Source organism: Cryobacterium sinapicolor, from assembly GCF_004403465.1.
GTDB classification, from domain to species: Bacteria; Actinomycetota; Actinomycetes; order Actinomycetales; family Microbacteriaceae; genus Cryobacterium; species Cryobacterium sinapicolor.
This window is the reverse complement of sequence record NZ_SOGQ01000045.1, coordinates 13,592-29,238: the sequence shown is the minus strand read 5'-3', so window position 1 is coordinate 29,238 and position 15,647 is coordinate 13,592. Positions and strand designations below refer to the sequence as shown.

At 69.4% G+C, this 15,647-nt stretch carries 12 protein-coding genes; 5 read left to right on the top strand and 7 right to left on the bottom strand.

All coding sequences use genetic code 11. The features are described from left to right. Positions 1-12 precede the first annotated feature (12 nt). The 7 genes from E3T28_RS08910 to recQ form a co-directional block, all read right to left on the bottom strand. Complete coding sequence (locus E3T28_RS08910; RefSeq protein ID WP_134429938.1) at positions 13-678, bottom strand: response regulator; 666 nt, start codon at positions 676-678, stop codon at positions 13-15. Between the two features lie 14 nt (positions 679-692). Then, positions 693-1,970, bottom strand: a complete 1,278-nt coding sequence (locus tag E3T28_RS08905; protein WP_134429889.1) for a sensor histidine kinase — start codon at positions 1,968-1,970, stop codon at positions 693-695. A gap of 10 nt (positions 1,971-1,980) precedes the next feature. Beyond that, positions 1,981-2,865, bottom strand: coding sequence for an ABC transporter permease (locus E3T28_RS08900; RefSeq protein WP_134429887.1), 885 nt, complete (start codon positions 2,863-2,865; stop codon positions 1,981-1,983). Then, complete coding sequence (locus tag E3T28_RS08895) at positions 2,862-3,794, bottom strand: ABC transporter ATP-binding protein (RefSeq protein ID WP_134429885.1); 933 nt, start codon at positions 3,792-3,794, stop codon at positions 2,862-2,864. Before E3T28_RS08895 ends, E3T28_RS08900 begins: the two co-directional genes overlap by 4 nt. 251 nt (positions 3,795-4,045) lie before the next feature. Next, positions 4,046-6,223 (bottom strand): acyl-CoA dehydrogenase family protein, encoded by a 2,178-nt coding sequence (locus tag E3T28_RS08890; RefSeq protein WP_420898268.1) that lies wholly within the window; start codon positions 6,221-6,223, stop codon positions 4,046-4,048. A 267-nt stretch (positions 6,224-6,490) separates the two neighbouring features. Continuing rightward, positions 6,491-7,186 carry a class I SAM-dependent methyltransferase gene (locus E3T28_RS08885; RefSeq protein WP_134429883.1) on the bottom strand — a complete coding sequence of 232 codons (696 nt, stop codon included), beginning with the start codon at positions 7,184-7,186 and terminating at the stop codon, positions 6,491-6,493. 108 nt (positions 7,187-7,294) lie between these two features. Next, a complete protein-coding gene (gene recQ / locus E3T28_RS08880) occupies positions 7,295-9,208 on the bottom strand; it encodes a DNA helicase RecQ (protein WP_134429932.1) in 1,914 nt (637 codons plus the stop codon). A gap of 234 nt (positions 9,209-9,442) precedes the next feature. Between recQ and E3T28_RS08875 the strand changes: the two genes are divergently transcribed. The 5 genes from E3T28_RS08875 to E3T28_RS08855 all read left to right on the top strand — a co-directional run bounded on the left by E3T28_RS08875 (position 9,443) and on the right by E3T28_RS08855 (position 15,259). After that, positions 9,443-10,393, top strand: a complete 951-nt coding sequence (locus E3T28_RS08875) for an EamA family transporter (protein ID WP_134429881.1) — start codon at positions 9,443-9,445, stop codon at positions 10,391-10,393. Between the two features lie 175 nt (positions 10,394-10,568). Then, positions 10,569-11,753: an ABC transporter substrate-binding protein gene (locus E3T28_RS08870; RefSeq protein ID WP_134429879.1), complete on the top strand. Its 1,185-nt coding sequence runs from the start codon at positions 10,569-10,571 to the stop codon at positions 11,751-11,753. Positions 11,754-11,755: 2 nt separating this feature from the next. After that, positions 11,756-12,628: a branched-chain amino acid ABC transporter permease gene (locus E3T28_RS08865; RefSeq protein WP_166786971.1), complete on the top strand. Its 873-nt coding sequence runs from the start codon at positions 11,756-11,758 to the stop codon at positions 12,626-12,628. A 4-nt stretch (positions 12,629-12,632) separates the two neighbouring features. After that, positions 12,633-14,555, top strand: a complete 1,923-nt coding sequence (locus tag E3T28_RS08860; protein WP_134429875.1) for a branched-chain amino acid ABC transporter ATP-binding protein/permease — start codon at positions 12,633-12,635, stop codon at positions 14,553-14,555. Next, entirely contained in the window at positions 14,552-15,259 is a 708-nt protein-coding gene (locus tag E3T28_RS08855) for an ABC transporter ATP-binding protein (protein WP_134429873.1), read from the top strand. Before E3T28_RS08860 ends, E3T28_RS08855 begins: the two co-directional genes overlap by 4 nt. Positions 15,260-15,647: the final 388 nt, after the last annotated feature.

Here is a 15,647-nt window from a genome sequence, read left to right as displayed (position 1 = left end):
AATCGGGCTCGGTCAGTGCGTGACGAGGCCGAGCCGGTGGGCGAGGATGACGACCTGCACTCGGTCACGCAGTTCGAGCTTGGCCAGGATATGTCCGACGTGGCTCTTGACGGTGGACTCGGACAGAAAGAACCGGTCGGCGAGCTCGGGGTTCGACAACCCCTCCGCGACCGCGAGGAAGACCTCGCGCTCCCGGTCGGTGAGCATGCCGATCCGGACGGCGTCGGCATCCGCTTCGGCCTCGTCGGCCCCCGGATCGACCCCCGGGAGCTTGGATCCGAACAGGTCCAGCATGCGCCGGGTCACCCGCGCCGAAACGGAGGCGTCGCCCGAGGCCACGGCCCGGACGGCTGCGGCGAGTTCACTGGGCTGGGCGTCTTTCAGCAGGAACCCCCGCGCGCCCGCGCGGAGGCCACCGAAGGCGTACTCGTCGAGGTCGAAGGTGGTGAGCATGATGATCCGGCTGTCCGGGCACGCGGCGGTGATCTGCCGGGTGGCCTCGATGCCGTCGATCCCGGGCATCCGCACATCCATCAGGATGACGTCGGGATGCAGACCGGCGGCGAGCGCGATCGCCGCCGCGCCGTCGCCAGCCTCGGCCACCACGGTGAAATCGTCTTCGGCCTCGAGCACCATCCGGAAGCCGGTGCGCAGCAGCGCCTGGTCGTCGACGAGCATGATCCGGGTCGGCGTCACGCTTGTTCCTCCGTTTCGTCGACCGTCATCGTCGCGCGCACCTGCCAGCCGCCGCCGGGCCGACGCCCGGCGATGAGAGTGCCGTCGTAGAGCGCGACGCGTTCGCGCAGCCCGACGAGGCCCCGCCCGGTGCCTGGCGAACGCGACGCGTCCCGTGCGTTGCGACCGTCGTCGGTGACAACCACCTCGAGCCGTCCCGGGACCATGGTCAGTCGCACGGAGACGACGGTCGGCTGCGCCGAATAGCGCAGCGCGTTGGTCAGCGATTCCTGCACGATGCGGTACACCGTCAACTGCAGACCCTGACTGCCGGGGATGCGCCCGGTTCGTTCCAACCGGGCGGGCAGTCCGGCGGAGCGGAACGAGTCGACCAGGTCGACGAGCTGGTCGGCGCCGGGTTGAGGTCGGAGCGGGACATCCGTCGCCTCGGGGTCGCCCGTCTCCTGAGGGTCCTCCCCCAGCACGCCGAGCAGCCGGCGCATCTCGGACATCGAGCCGCGGCCGGTGCGGGCCACCTCGCGCAGCGCGACGCGGGAACGCTCCGGGTCCTTCACGAGGAGCGCGTCGGCGCCATCGGCGAGCGCGACCATGACCGACAGGCTGTGCGCGATGATGTCGTGCATCTCCCGGGCGATGCGCCCACGTTCGGTGATCCGGGCGAGCTGGGCCTGCTGGTCGCGCTCCCGGGCCAGCTGCGCGGCCAGTTCGACCAGCGCCGCCACGTAGCGCTTGCGATCGCCGACCGTGACGCCGACCAGGGTGGCCGCGAGCATGAGGACCGCGGATTGGGAGGCGACGGCAAGCCAGGAGGCGTAGCTGCTCGCGCCGACGAACGCACCCAGGGCGGCGACGCCGACCGCGCCGGCGAGGCCGAACCAGGCGCTCCGGCCGCCACGGTAGACCGCGACGGCGTAGAGCGCGATCAGCACGGGCAGGGTGTCGCCCTGCTCGGGGAAGGCGGCGACCAGTCCGGCGCAGGTCACCCCGAGCACGAGCAGCGGGGCGTGCCGCCGCACCAGCAGTGCGGCCGTGATGACCAGCACCACCGCGGCGGTGCTGAGGGCCTGCGGCGGGAGGCCGGGCCCGGCCTGCCGGGTCACGTCGACCAGGAAGAGGATGACCATCGGCACGAGATAGACGCTCGCGACGAGCGTGTCGCTGAGCCACGGATGCCTTGCCCAGAACCGCCTGGCCACCCCCGGCGGTGTCGGCAGCCGCAGTTCACCCGCCGTCGGCACGGGTGGCCGGCCGCGGGTGAACTGTGTTTCGGTCATTCAGAGGACTCTACGCGTCCCTCCGCTTCAACACCGCGGCAGCACCGACCAGGCTGACTGCGAGCCAACCGAGCACGACCAGCAGGTTGACCCACCACTCGATCGGCACCTGGCTGAAGGACATCAGTCCGAACATGTTGATGCCCGCGTTCGAGACCAGGTACGGCAGCACGGCGGCGGCCCACGGGGCGGCGATCACCTGCAGCACCATCGGCAGCAGCAGCACGATGCCGAGCACGACCGCGATGCCGCCGGCCCCGCTGCGCACGATCGTGCCGACACCGAGGGCGAAGACCGCGATCAAGGCCAGGTAGAGCGCACCGCCGAGCACCGGCAGGAACACGGCCGGGTCCGCGATGCTGACGCCCAGGCCCTGACGGGAGAGTATTAGCGAGGCCACCAGATAGGAACCGAGGTTGGCGGCCAGCCCGACCAGGAAGGTCGTGCCGAACAGCACGGCGGCCTTTGCCGCGAGGGCGGGCAGCCGGCGCGGCACCGCGGTCAGCGTGGACCGGATCATGCCGGTGGAGTACTCGCCGCTGATGGTCAACGCGCCGAGGACGGCGACGATCAACTGGCCGAAGAACACCCCGAAGGTGGCCGTCTGGGCGATGAAGGTCGCCTGGTCGGCCGCGGGGATCATCGAGGCATCCGCCCCCTGCAGATCGAGCGTCGAAGACATGACAGCCGCAAGGGCGAGCGAGACCAACACAAGCAGGGCGTACGACCAGGCGGTCGAGCGCACGCTGCGCAACTTGATCCACTCCGAACGCAGCAGGCCGACCGCGCTCAGGCCGTACCCGGCGGATGCGGCACCGCCTGCGGCCGGGGAGGTGTGAGCGACGGGCGCGGTCGTTTCGGGCGCGGTCGTCTCGGTCGCAGTCGTCTCGGTCATCGTCCGGCCTCCTGCAGTTGTGCGGAGCCGCTGGCGCGGTACTCCACCTCGTCTTGGGTCAGGGCCAGGTAGGCCTCTTCGAGCGACGCGCTCACACCGGTCAGCTCGTGCAGCACGATGCCCGCGCCGGCCGCGTGTTCGCCGATGTCGCCGGCCGAGATCCCGGACACCTTGAGCAGATCCGGCTCATCGGTGGTGACGGTGACGTCGGGCTGGGCGAGCAGGGCGGCGAGCTGGGCCGCCTGCGGCGTGCGCACGCGCACCCGGTGAGTACCGGCCATGCCGATGATCTCCGAGACCGGGGCATTCGCGATGACCTTGCCCCGGCCCAGCATGATCAGGTGGTCGGCTGTGAGAGCCATTTCGCTCATCATGTGCGAGGACAGCAGCACGGTGCGGCCTTCCGCGGCGAGGCGCCGCATCAGCTGGCGCACCCACTGCACACCCTCGGGGTCGAGCCCGTTGACGGGCTCGTCGAGGATCAGCACCGAGGGGTCGCCGAGCAGCGCCGCGGCGATTCCGAGGCGCTGGCCCATACCGAGCGAGAAACCACCGACGCGCTTGCGGGCTACGGATCCGAGCCCGGTGAGCTCGATCACCTCGTCGACCCGAGCGGCCGGGATGCCGTGGGTGGCCGCCAGGGCCAGCAAATGGTTCCGGGCCGAGCGGCCGGTGTGCACGGCCTTCGCATCAAGCAGAACGCCCACCTCACAGAGCGGCGCGCGGTGCTCGCGATAATGCTTGCCGTTGACCGTGACCGATCCGGCGGTCGGCCGGTCCAGTCCGACGATCATGCGCATGATGGTGCTCTTGCCGGCGCCGTTCGGGCCCAGCAGGCCGGTCACAGTGCCGGGCTGCACGGTGAAGTCGATCGCGTCGACCGCGGTCTTGTCACCGTGCCGTTTGGTCAGGGACTGTGCCTGAATCATCCGTCTCCTCGTTGTACATCGTCGGGGCCGGTCTCACACTGTGAAATCGACCCGTCAACGACGCTACGGGTGACGGATGCTGCGCGCATCGGCCCGACGGACGCTTATGCGCCCGCCGGCCTGGTACCTGGGTACGAGGCCAGTGTGCCCGTTCCGGTCGAGAGTGACCCGCGGAACGGGCACTCTCGACCGGAACGGGAAGCCCCGGGGCGCGATTCGTCCCGGGGGCTACTTCTGGGCTACTTTCTGGGCTACTTTCTGGCGGGGGCCTTCTCAGCACGGGGAGCGGTGCCGTTGGCGCGCTGGGATTGGTAGTAGTCCCGTGCCTCGTTCTGGCGATCCTGCTCGGCGCCGCTCGCGATCGCCGAGCGGAGGTGGTCCTGGCTGTAGCCGAACGCGTCGACCAGGTCGAGAGCGTGCGGACGGAGCCGGGCGATGATGCGGTCGATGTAGGCCGTAACCGACTGCGCCCGCTTCGCCGACAGGCGCCCGTGGATCAGGTACCAGGCCAGGTGCTTCTCCACCAGCCCGAGGCCGAACAGGTCCCGCAGCCAGGTGAGGACCTGCTTCGTGCCTGCGTCCTCGGTGGTCTCGACCGCCCGGGTGAACGCCTCCCACTGCAGCAGCTCACCGTGCGAACGGGCCGCCTCGATCAGCTGATCCTGGTTGGCGTTGAAGAGGGCCGCGGCATCCTTCGCCGGCAGCTTGCCCGCCGAGCGGAGCTTGCCCGCAATCTCCGCGATCATGGTCTCGACCCGGTTGGTGAGCAGTTCCCGCTGCACCGCGGTGTCGCGGAGGTGGCCCACCGAGCGAGCGGTGGAGCCGAAGTCGGCAACCGCCTGGCCCAGGCTGCGGAGCCCGGTGCCGTGGTAGGCACGGCCGGCAGCCTGCTGCACGACGTAGCGGGCGAGGACGCCCGGGCCGGCCGAGGCGAACTTGCGGCTGAAGTCCGTGAGCAGGCGCTTGGCGACGAGCTGCAGCAGCACGTTGTTGTCGCCCTCGAAGGTGGCGAAGACGTCCAGGTCTGCGCGGAGGCCGACCAGCCGGTTCTCGGCCAGGAAGCCGGCGCCGCCGCAGGCCTCACGGGCCTCCTGCAGGGTGTCGAGTGCGTGCCAGGTCGAGAGCGGCTTGAGAGCGGCGGCGAGGGTTTCGAGGTCTTGCCGGTCGGCATCCGTGTCGGCCTGACCACTGAAGACCTGGTCGAACTTGACCAGGAACTCGTCGTGGGCGAACGTGTGCGCGTAGGTCGTGGCCAGGCGCGGCAGCAGGCGGCGCTGGTGGCGCTGGTAGTCGAGGATGACCTCCTCGTCGGTGTCGCTGCCGGCGTTGAACTGTCGGCGCTGGCTGCCGTAGGTGATGGCGATCGTGAGGGCCATCGCCGAGGCCTGGGTGGCGGCTCCGTCGAGCGAGACCCGCCCCTGAACGAGGGTGCCGAGCATGGTGAAAAAGCGGCGGCCGGGGCTGGCGATCGGGCTGGCGTAGGTACCGTCCTCGGCCACGTCGGCGTACCGGTTCAGCAGGTTCGCGCGGGGGATGCGCACCCCGTCGAAGTGGAGTCGGCCGTTGTCGATGCCGTTCAGCCCGCCCTTGAGGCCGTCGTCCTCACCGCCGATGCCGGGCAGGAAATTCCCGGACTCGTCGCGGAGCGGCACCCAGAAGGCGTGCACGCCGTGGTTGACGCCCGCAGTGATCAGCTGGGCGAAGAGCACGGCGGCGATGCCGTCCTTGGCGGCGTTGCCGAGATAGTCCTTCCACGCCGCGCGGAACGGGGTGTCGATGACGAATTCCGCCGTGGCCGGGTCGTACGTCGCCGTCGTGCCGATGGCCGCGACATCCGAACCGTGGCCGGTCTCGGTCATCGCGAAGACGCCTGGGACCTGCATGGTCATGATGCCGGGCAGGTAGGCGTCGTGGTGCTTCTTGGTGCCGAGGTGCAGCACGGCCGCGCCGAACAGGCCCCACTGCACGCCCGCCTTGATCTGCAGGCTGGGGTCGGCCGTGACGAGTTCCTCGAACCCGGCGATGTTTCCGCCGTGGTCGTCGGCGCCGCCGAGATCCTTCGGGAAGGCGCGGTGGACATGTCCGTTCTCGGCGAGGATGCGCAGCTGGCCCAGCACGCGCTCGCGGTGCTCGGCCATGGACTGTCCCTCGACGCGCTGTAGCTCGGGCCGTGCCGTGAGCTCGCGGGCACGCAGGCGCACGTCGGCCCAGGTGCCGAGCAGCTGACGGTGCAACGACTCGACGTTGACCGTGGGGGCACCGGCCTGGCCGGCGATCATGACCGGGCAGGTGTCGACGGCGGGGGCCACGGGAGGCGTGAGCATTGTCGTGGCCGGCCTCTTGGCCCGGGTCGTTGTCGTCTTGGCGGAGGTCTTGCCCGGAGTACGGGCGGGTTTCTTGCTATTGGAGCGCTGGGCAGTGTCAACCATCATTGGTCCTTCGTCTTCGCGCGAACTCGAAATTTTCTTACACGTTAGGTGCCTCTCGCCAAGGGCGGAAATAGTGCGTGACGGGCCTACAACAAAGCATGCTCCGCTCGGCATCCGTTTTGTAGGTTTCCACAGCGGTACCGCGTCTTGCTGCACTCATACCCACAAACGGGGCGCTGCTGCCGGCGGAGCGTCGGCCCGGCCGCCCCTGACGAATTCGACGGAGCTTTTGCCCGAGAAGCCCTGAATCAGGCCCAAAACGTGGCTTTAGCTCAAAATCTCCGTCGAATTCGTTGGGGCAGGGGGCGGTGTGCGGGCGATGACGTGGAAGAGGTGCCAGTGGCGGGGGCCGAAGGCCGACTGGCCGGGCCGGTCGTCTTCGACGAGATCGGCGACGTGCAGGTCGGCGAGGAGAATGTCGACCTGGACGCGATCGTGGAAGTTCATGTCGGCACGGCCGGCCCAGTCGTCGTGGGGGCCGAAGAACTCGCCGGCGAACCAGGCACCGGGCCGAAGCGCCCTGCGGATGCGCGCCCACAGTTCCGGGAACACCGCCGGGTCGCAGAACGGCAGGGAGAAGCCCGCGTAGAGGAGGTCGGCGGCAGGCAGTTCGGGGAGTTCCTCGAAGCGGGACCGGTGGAAGGTCAGGCGGGCCTGCTCGGCCGGGCCGAGGCCCTGCCTGACCCTGGCCTCGGCGCCTGGGTCGGCGTCGAAGGCGTGCACGGTCCAGCCGGCGAAGAGCAGGTGCCGGGTCTCGGTGCCCTCACCGCAGCCCAGATCGATCGCCGTTCCGGGAGGGGCGGGAATCGAGCCGCCGGGCTCGGGGGCCGAGAAATCGGGCGCCGCGGCGGCCGATCCGGGAAACGTGCCGGGCTGCGCGGCGGCGCGGAGCTCGAGCGCGCGGAGCAGCACCGAACGCGTCGGGCGGCCTGCTTGCGCGTCAAAGAATTCGGTCCAGTCCATGATTCAGTTCTACCCGTTTAGCCGTTTAGCCGTTTAGCTGGTCCCGCGGGATGCTGCGCGTGCTGCCGGGTTCGGCCGATCGCGGCCGGCGGCGGGACCGGGCGCGCATCAGGTTCCGGCGGCGACGACCTCGAGGAGGGCGGCGCCGTAGGCGTCGAGCTTCTTGGCGCCGACGCCGGAGATGCCGTCGAGGTCGGCCAGGGTGGCCGGCTTCGTCGCGGCGATGGCCAGCAGGGTCGCGTCGCCGAAAATGATGTAGGCCGGCACCCCCTGCTCTTTCGATTGGGCGGAACGCCACCCTCGCAGCGCCTCGAACAGGGTCTCCTGCTCGGGGGTGAGGTCGGCCGCGGCCGCCTTCGCGGCGCTCTTGCGGGCACCGGCCGCCGGACGTGCGGCCCGTTCGGGCTCGGTGCGCAGCTCGACGGTGCGGCGGCCCGCGAGGACCTCCGCGGCGGCATCCGTCAGAACCAGCGTGCCGTATTCGCCGGAGGTGGCCAGGAAGCCCTGGGCCAGCAGCTGCCGAACGACTCCGCGCCACTGCTGGTCGCTGAGGTCGGCGCCGATGCCCCAGGTGGCCAGCTGGTCGTGGCAGTGCTGGGTGGTGCGCGCAGTGACCTTGCCGCGCAGGATGTCGATGAGCTGGCCGGCGCCGAAGCGCTGGTTGCGCTCGCGCAGCAGGCGCACCACCGTGGAGAGCAGTTTCTGGGCGGGGACCGTGCCGTCCCAGCCGACGGGCGGCTCGAGGCAGGTGTCGCAGTTGCCGCACGGCTCGCTCGCCTGGCCGAAGTAGCGCAGCAGGTTGACGCGGCGGCAGCTGACGGTCTCGCAGAGCGCGAGCATCGCGTCAAGGTGGGCGGAGAGCTTGCGCCGGTGGCCGAGATCGCCGGGCGACTCGTCGATCATGCGGCGCTGCTGCACGACGTCTTGCAGTCCGTAGGTGAGCCATCCGGTGGAGGGCAGGCCGTCGCGGCCGGCTCGGCCGGTCTCCTGGTAGTAGCCCTCGACGGACTTGGGCAGGTCGATGTGGGCGACGAAGCGCACGTCCGGTTTGTCGATTCCCATGCCGAACGCGATCGTGGCGACGATGATGACGCCTTCCTCGCGGAGGAACCGGGACTGGGTGCGGGCACGCAGTCCCTGGTCGAGGCCCGCGTGGTAGGGCAGGGCGTTCAGCCCGTTCTGGCGCAGGAAGTCGGCGGTCGCCTCGACGGTCTTGCGGCTGAGCGCGTAGACGATGCCGGCATCCGTGGGGTGCTCCGCCTTGATGAAGGCCAGCAGCTGCTTGCGCGGCTCGGCCTTACCGACGATGCGGTACTGAATGTTGGGTCGGTCGAAGCTGGCGACGAAATGCCGGGCGTCGCCCATCTGCAGCCGGGTGGTGATCTCTTTGTGGGTGGCGTCGGTGGCCGTGGCGGTGAGGGCGATGCGGGGCACGTCGGGCCAGCGGTCGGCCAGCTCGGACAGGGCCAGGTAGTCGGGCCGGAAGTCGTGCCCCCACTGCGACACGCAGTGGGCCTCGTCGATGGCGAACAGGGCGATGGTGCCCCGGTCGAGGAAGCGTTTGGTGGCCTCGTTGGAGAGCCGTTCCGGGGCCACATAGAGCAGGTCGAGGTGGCCGGCAAGGTAGTCGCGCTCGACCTGGCCGCGGGCGGCGGAGTCCTGGCTGGAGTTGAGGAACGCGGCGCGCACGCCCACGGCGGTGAGCGCGTCGACCTGGTCTTGCATGAGAGCGATCAGCGGCGAGATGACGATGCCGGTGCCCTCCCGCACAAGCGAGGGGATCTGGTAGCAGAGGCTCTTGCCGCCACCGGTGGGCATCAGCACGACCGCGTCGTTGCCGCCGATGACCTGATCGATGATGGCGGCCTGTTCGCCGCGGAAGGAGTCGTAGCCGAAGACCGTGCGCAGGGCCTCGGCGGCGGTTGCGAACTTCGCGGTGGCACGGCGGGGTGGGGCCGCCGCCGGGCGTGCGACGACGCGGCCGGCATCGGCGGCGCCGGGCGACGCGGGGTTCCAGTCCATGGCTCCGCCGGCATAGCCGTCGGGCGGCGGCGGGGCATCGAATTCGTCGGGTGGTTCGAACTCGTCGGGATCCCACGGTATTTCGGCGTTCCAACTCACCCGGTAACTCTACCTGCGGCCTCCGACAGGACCGCGCGGCGGCATCCGTTCGCGAAAGCGGGCGAGAGGGGAATGAGCAGGCGGGGAGTCGGGAAGGCGGGGGGTGGGCTGGCGCACTCGCTAAGCTCATTTCCTATGCTTACCGCGGTCCTCGGCCTCACCGGCGCACTCATCTTCGGCAGTGCCGACTTCCTCGGCGGACTCGCCGCCAAGCGCATGAGTTCCCTGCTCGTGACGGCCGTCGCCGCGGCATCCGGGCTCGTGGCACTGCTTCTCGCCCTCCCGTTCGTGGCGGGTGCCTGGTCGCCTTCGGCCGTGCTGTGGGGAGCGCTGTCGGGGATCAGCGGCGCGATCGCGATCTCGCTGCTCTACGCCTGCCTCGCGATCGGGCCGATGAGCATCCTCTCCCCGCTCACGGCCGTGGTGTCGGCGGTCGTGCCGATGACGGTGGGACTCGCCGGCGGCGACCGACTCGCCCCGATCGGCTACTGGGCCCTCGGCCTCGCCCTCGTGGCGGTGGTGCTCGTGGGCTTCGTGCCCGAACGCGGCGCCGTGCGCCCGAGCCTGCTCGGCGTTCTGATGGCCCTCGGCTCCGGCACGATGATCGGCGCCTTCATGGTGATGATCGACCTGACCCCGGCGGACAGCGGACTTGTGCCGCTGGTGCTGAACCGGGCGGTGAATGCGTCGATCATGTTCGCCGTGGTCGGGCTGCTCGCCCTGGTCGCGCTTCAGCGGCGCCGGGCGCTGGTGCCGGTCCGGGCGGCGCAGGCCCGGGCGGCAGCGGGACCGGCTGCGGCGAGCCTTCCAGTCTCTTCGACGGATGGCGCGCCGCACCCCCGCTCGACGCTGGCCATCGGGCTGCGGCTGGCCGTGGCCTGCGGAGTGATCGACGTCGTGGCGAACGTGCTGCTACTGCTCGGCATGCGCGCCGGCGACCTCAGCGTGATGAGCGTGCTCACGGCGATGTACCCGGCCGGGACGATTTTGCTCGCCGCCGTTGTGCTCCGGGAGCGGATCGCGCCCGTGCAGTGGCTGGGCCTCGCACTCGCCCTCGCCGCGGCCGGGATGCTCGCGCTGGCCTGACGAACCGGCCGCCGGCATGCATCCGTTCACCGCCGACACCGTCACCCACTCGTTATGTAAGGCCGCAAAGAGGGTCTTGCCGCGCGGAGCGGTGCCACGGTACTGTCAGGCCCACACCTGAATTAGTGAACGACTGGTCGGTCACTAATTATCTGTTCCTCTGAAGGAGATTCCAATGAAGAAGTCTCGTATGCGCTTCATCGCGCCCATCGCCGTCATCACAGCCCTTGCGCTGACCGGATGCAGCACCTCGAACCTGGGGGGAACGGCCGAGGCCGACCCTGCCGCGGAGGCCGGCCCGATCAAGATCGGCGCGGTTCTCGACGTCACCGGCGTCGGCGCCAGCCTCGGCGTGCCGGAGCAGAACACGCTCACCATGCTGGCCAAGCAGCTCAACGACGACGGCGGCATCGGCGGCCGCGATGTCGAGCTCACCATCATCGACAACCAGTCGACCGAGGACGGTGCCGCCAAGGCAACCAGCAAGCTGATCGAGAGCGACAAGGTCGACATCATCATCGGCGCCTCGCGCACCGGTCCCAGCCTGGCCATGCGCCCCATCGCGGAAGCCGCGAAGATCCCGATGATCTCCGTCGCGGCCAACGTGGCCATCGTCGAGGGCTCGGAGTGGGTCTTCAAGACCGCGCAGAACGACGTGGTCGTGCTCGAGCGCATCCTCGACGACGCCGAGGCCAAGGGCTACACCAAGGTGGCTCTCGTGCGCGACGCGAGCGGCTTCGGCGAAGGGGTCGCGGAGTACATCACGGACCTCGGCGCCGAGCGCGGCATCACCCTCACGATGACGGAGGCGTTCGAGCCGAGCGCGACCGACTTCACCCCGCAGATGACCAACGTGCGCGGTTCGGACTCCGACGCCGTCATCATCTGGGGCATCAACCCCTCGGCCGGCCTGGCTCAGAAGGCGTACGCGCAGCTCAGCGTGAACAAGCCGGTCTACCACTCGCACGGCATCTCGAACCAGGCATTCTTCGACGCCGCCGGTGACGCCGCCAACGGCGTCGTCGCTCCGATGGGCCGCCTGCTCGTCGCTGACCAGTTGGAAGCCGACAACTCGCAGCGCGAGGTCATCGAGAAGTTCCAGGCGGACTACAGCGCGGCCTACGGCGAGCAGCCGTCCGGTTTCGCGGGCCACGCGTTCGACGCCTGGCACATCGCCGTCAACGCGATCGAGGCCGCCGGAACCGACGCGGATGCCCTGCGCGACGAACTCGAGAGTGCCGAGTGGACCGGGATCTCCGGAGTCTTCCAGATGACCGCGAAGAACCATTCCGGACTCGACGCCTCCGCCCTCATCCTGGCTGAGGCCGAGGATGGTCGCTGGAACCTCATCAAGGACTGATCGTGCTCACTGATTTCCTGCAATTGACGGTGGCAGGGCTCTCACAGGGATCTGTGTACGCCCTGCTCGCCGTCGGCCTGATCGCCGTCTACACGGTCCGCCACGTCATCAACATTGCCCAGGGCGAATTCGCGATGCTGGCCGGGCTGGGGAGCGCCTGGCTCGCCGCCGCCGGCATGCCGCTCCTCCTCGCGATCCTGGTCGCGATCCTCTCGGTGACCCTCGTGGCCATCGCGATGGAACGACTGATCATCGCACGAGTGAAGAAGCTGACCCCGCTCATCTCCATCATCCTGACCCTCGGCGTCTCGACGCTGCTGCAGGCGATCATGCTGCTGGCCTGGGGGCCCGAAGCCAAAGGGGTGCCGCTCTTCCCGGGAACCAACCTCCTGATCGGCGGGGTGAGCATCCGTTCTCAGGAATTCTGGATGATCGGCGCCCTCGTCGTGGTCGGCGGCGGAATCGTGCTCTTCTACGAGAAGTCGCGCTGGGGCAAGGCGCTGCGGGCCTGTGCGGAGCAGCCCGTCGCGGCACGCATTGTGGGGATCTCCCCGGTCACCGCCTCGGTGCTGGCTTTCGCAATCGCGGGTTTCGTCGGGGGTGTCGCCGGCGTGGTGGCCTCCCCGATCTACCTCTCGCTCTGGTCGGGCGGCGTGCTGCTCGGCCTCAAGGGTTTCGTCGCCGCCGTCCTCGGCGGATTCGTCTCCTTCCGCGCCGCGATCGTCGGGGCGCTCCTGCTCGGCGTGATCGAGGCCTACGTGGCCGGGTACGTCTCGTCCGGTCTGAGGGACGGCGCCGCCTTCCTCATCCTCATCCTTGTGCTCGTCGTCCGTCCCCAGGGCCTCGTTCTCAAGCCCACAGCGGTCAGGGTGTAGCGAAATGACACATGCAACCACACCAACCTTCGTCGGGACGCTCTCCCCCCGCGCGCGTTTCTGGGCGAACAACAAGGGCACACTGATCGGCTGCGGCGTGCTCGTCGCCCTGATGATCGTGGTCCCGTTCACGGCCAGTTCCTCGGTCATGAACATCGTCGTCTTCGCCATGATCTTCGCCCTGCCGGCCATCGGACTCAATCTACTGATGGGCCTAGCCGGACAGGTCAGCCTCGGGCAGGCCGCGTTCTTCGCGATCGGGGCGTATACCCACGCGATCCTGCTCACCAAGCTCGACCTGCCCGGCCCGGTCGCGGCCACCGTCGGGGTGCTCGCCGCGATGCTGGTCGCCCTGCTCGTGGGCCTTCCACTCATGCGCCTGCGTGGTCACTACCTCGCGCTGGCGACGCTGGGGCTCGGCTTCATCGTGATGATCGGCGTGCGCGAATGGGACGTCACCGGACGCACCACGGGCATCTACGGTATCTCGAGGCCCACTGTCCTCGGAATCCCGATCGACAACAGCGGCTTCTTCCTCTGGTTCGTGACGCCGTTCGTGGTGATCGGGCTGATCCTGGCCCTGAACCTCACGCACAGCCGCGCGGGCCGCGCCCTCTCGGCGGTCAACGATTCCGAACTCGCCGCCGAGAGCCTGGGTGTCAACACCTATGCGCTGCGGTTGAAGGTCTTTGTGCTCTCCGCCGGATTCGCGGGACTCGGCGGCGTTTTCTACGCCTACCAGGTCGCGATCGTGAGCCCGGCGACCGCCGAATTCCACCTGTCGGTCTCGATCCTGCTGATGGTCGTCATCGGGGGTCTCGGATCGGTCTGGGGTGCCGTCGCGGGGGCCTTCCTGGTGCAGTTCCTCGGCGAGGGCATGCGGGACATCATCCCGGCCGTCTTCCCCGGAGCCACCGGCGAGGTGCAGTTGCTCGGTTACGGCATCGTCCTGATCCTGGTGATCCTGCTGCTGCCCGGCGGCCTCCACCAGGCGGCGACCTCGCTGTGGCAGAAGCTGCCGTTCGCCGGGAAACGCCCGCCCGGCGATGCCCATGCGCACGCGCACGCCGCGGAGGACGACACGACGATCCCGCAGCTCCCAGCCGTCAGCACCCCGGTCGCGGCCGGTGAGCCGATCCTCGTCCTCGAGGGTCTGACCAAGCGGTATGGCGGTGTCGTCGCCGTCAACGACGTGAGTCTCACCGTGCCGGCCGGCAGTATCCTGGGTCTGATCGGGCCCAACGGCGCCGGGAAGACGACCTGCTTCAACATGATCTCCGGAGCGTTGATTCCGAGCGAGGGCACGGTCACGTTCCTCGGCCAGGTCATCTCCGGCCGCAAGCCGCACGTCGCCGCCAAGCACGGGCTGACCCGCACGTTCCAGAACCTGCAGGTCTTCACCTCGACGGATGTCGTCGGCAACGTGTACATGGGCCGGTACCGCAAGGGAAGTGCGGGCGTCCTCCGCGGAATGCTGGGACTGCAGTCGGCTGAGCAGAGCGCCCACCGCGCCGCGTCCTACGAAATCCTGCAGTCGATGAGACTCACGGATGCCGCGGACGACTCGGCCTCGGACCTGTCGTTCGGCAAGCAGCGAATCATGGAGGTCTGCCGCGCCCTGGCCGCCGAGCCGGCCCTGCTGCTCCTCGACGAGCCGATGGCCGGCCTGTCCGGCACGGAGCGCGAGGTGATGGCCGAACTGCTGCGGCGGCTCCGGACGGCCGGGCTCACGATCGTGCTCGTCGAGCACGATGTGGCGCAGGTGATGAGCCTCGCCGACCACGTCGCGGTGCTCGACGACGGCGTGCTGATCGCACACGGAGACCCGGAGTCGGTGCGCAATGACCCGGCCGTGGTGGTTGCCTACCTGGGCACGGACCTCGACGAGGCCGAAGCAGAACTGAACGAGTTAGAGGAGCACGCATGACGCTGATCGTTTCCGGCCTCGACGCCGGCTATGGCAAGCTCGCGGTGCTGCACGAGGTCAGCTTCGAGGTGGCGCGCGGGGAGATCGTCGCCGTGGTGGGCTCGAACGGGGCCGGGAAGACGACTCTGCTGCGGACCATCAGCGGCCTCATCCGGCCCACCGGGGGCAGCGTGACCCTCGAGGGCCGCACGATCACCGGGAAGCCCGCGGAGAAGATGGCCGGCTTCGGCCTGACCCATGTGCCCGAGAACCGGCTGTGCTTCCCGACCCTCTCGGTGCGGGACAACCTGATGCTGGGCGCCTGGACGAAGAAGGGCCACGGCGACGTCGACTCGATCCTCGAGCTGTTCCCCCGGCTGCGCACCCGGATGGGGCAGGCGGCCGGAACCCTCTCGGGCGGCGAGCAGCAGATGGTGGCCATCGGGCGCGGCCTGATGGCCAACCCGACGGCGATCATGCTGGACGAGCCGTCCATCGGGCTGGCACCGAAGGTGGTCGCCGAGATCATGGATGTGCTGTCCCGGCTCTGCGTCGAGAAGCAGCTGGCGGTGCTCCTCGTGGAGCAGAATGTGCGCGCCTCGTTCAAGATCGCGCACCGGGCTGTGGTCATGCACCGCGGACGGGTGGCGCTCACGGGAACACCCGCCGAACTGGTGGAGCTCCCCGAGGTGCACAACGCCTACCTGGGTGGCGCGACGGTGTAACGGGGCGCGGCTCGGCGGCAACGCACGCGAAGGAGGGGCGCGCACCTGGGTGCGCGCCCCTCCTTTCGGCTTGCGCGCGGCATCCGTTCCCGCACCGGGGCGGCGCGCGGGTGCTGCGCCGTTCCGCGCGTGGCGTGCCACCAGCGCAGCGGCGCAGCACCCGCGCGGGATCCGATCCGTCGCTGCCAGCAAACGATGGCTTTCGCTTCCCGAGCGAATTTGACGGCGATTTGGGTTCTCCCGCGTCCTCCGTGGGCCAGCCCTGGCCGAGCCCGCGCGCGTGGCCAACTCAGGACATCCGTTGCCGATGTCACCCGGCCACCGCAGACCAGTGCGGAACCGGTGCGGATGTCCGGCCCGGCCGGGCGGATCTCCTGAGTTAGCCACA

What these genes read in the sequence shown, in the direction of transcription:
- E3T28_RS08910 (WP_134429938.1), bottom strand. Translation starts at nt 678, where the DNA reads ATGCTCGTCGACGACCAGGCGCTGCTGCGCACCGGCTTCCGGATGGTG.
- E3T28_RS08905 (WP_134429889.1), bottom strand. Translation starts at nt 1,970, where the DNA reads ATGACCGAAACACAGTTCACCCGCGGCCGGCCACCCGTGCCGACGGCG.
- E3T28_RS08900 (WP_134429887.1), bottom strand. Translation starts at nt 2,865, where the DNA reads ATGACCGAGACGACTGCGACCGAGACGACCGCGCCCGAAACGACCGCG.
- E3T28_RS08895 (WP_134429885.1), bottom strand. Translation starts at nt 3,794, where the DNA reads ATGATTCAGGCACAGTCCCTGACCAAACGGCACGGTGACAAGACCGCG.
- E3T28_RS08890 (WP_420898268.1), bottom strand. Translation starts at nt 6,223, where the DNA reads ATGGTTGACACTGCCCAGCGCTCCAATAGCAAGAAACCCGCCCGTACT.
- E3T28_RS08885 (WP_134429883.1), bottom strand. Translation starts at nt 7,186, where the DNA reads ATGGACTGGACCGAATTCTTTGACGCGCAAGCAGGCCGCCCGACGCGT.
- recQ (WP_134429932.1), bottom strand. Translation starts at nt 9,208, where the DNA reads ATGGACTGGAACCCCGCGTCGCCCGGCGCCGCCGATGCCGGCCGCGTC.
- E3T28_RS08875 (WP_134429881.1), top strand. Translation starts at nt 9,443, where the DNA reads ATGCTTACCGCGGTCCTCGGCCTCACCGGCGCACTCATCTTCGGCAGT.
- E3T28_RS08870 (WP_134429879.1), top strand. Translation starts at nt 10,569, where the DNA reads ATGAAGAAGTCTCGTATGCGCTTCATCGCGCCCATCGCCGTCATCACA.
- E3T28_RS08860 (WP_134429875.1), top strand. Translation starts at nt 12,633, where the DNA reads ATGACACATGCAACCACACCAACCTTCGTCGGGACGCTCTCCCCCCGC.
- E3T28_RS08855 (WP_134429873.1), top strand. Translation starts at nt 14,552, where the DNA reads ATGACGCTGATCGTTTCCGGCCTCGACGCCGGCTATGGCAAGCTCGCG.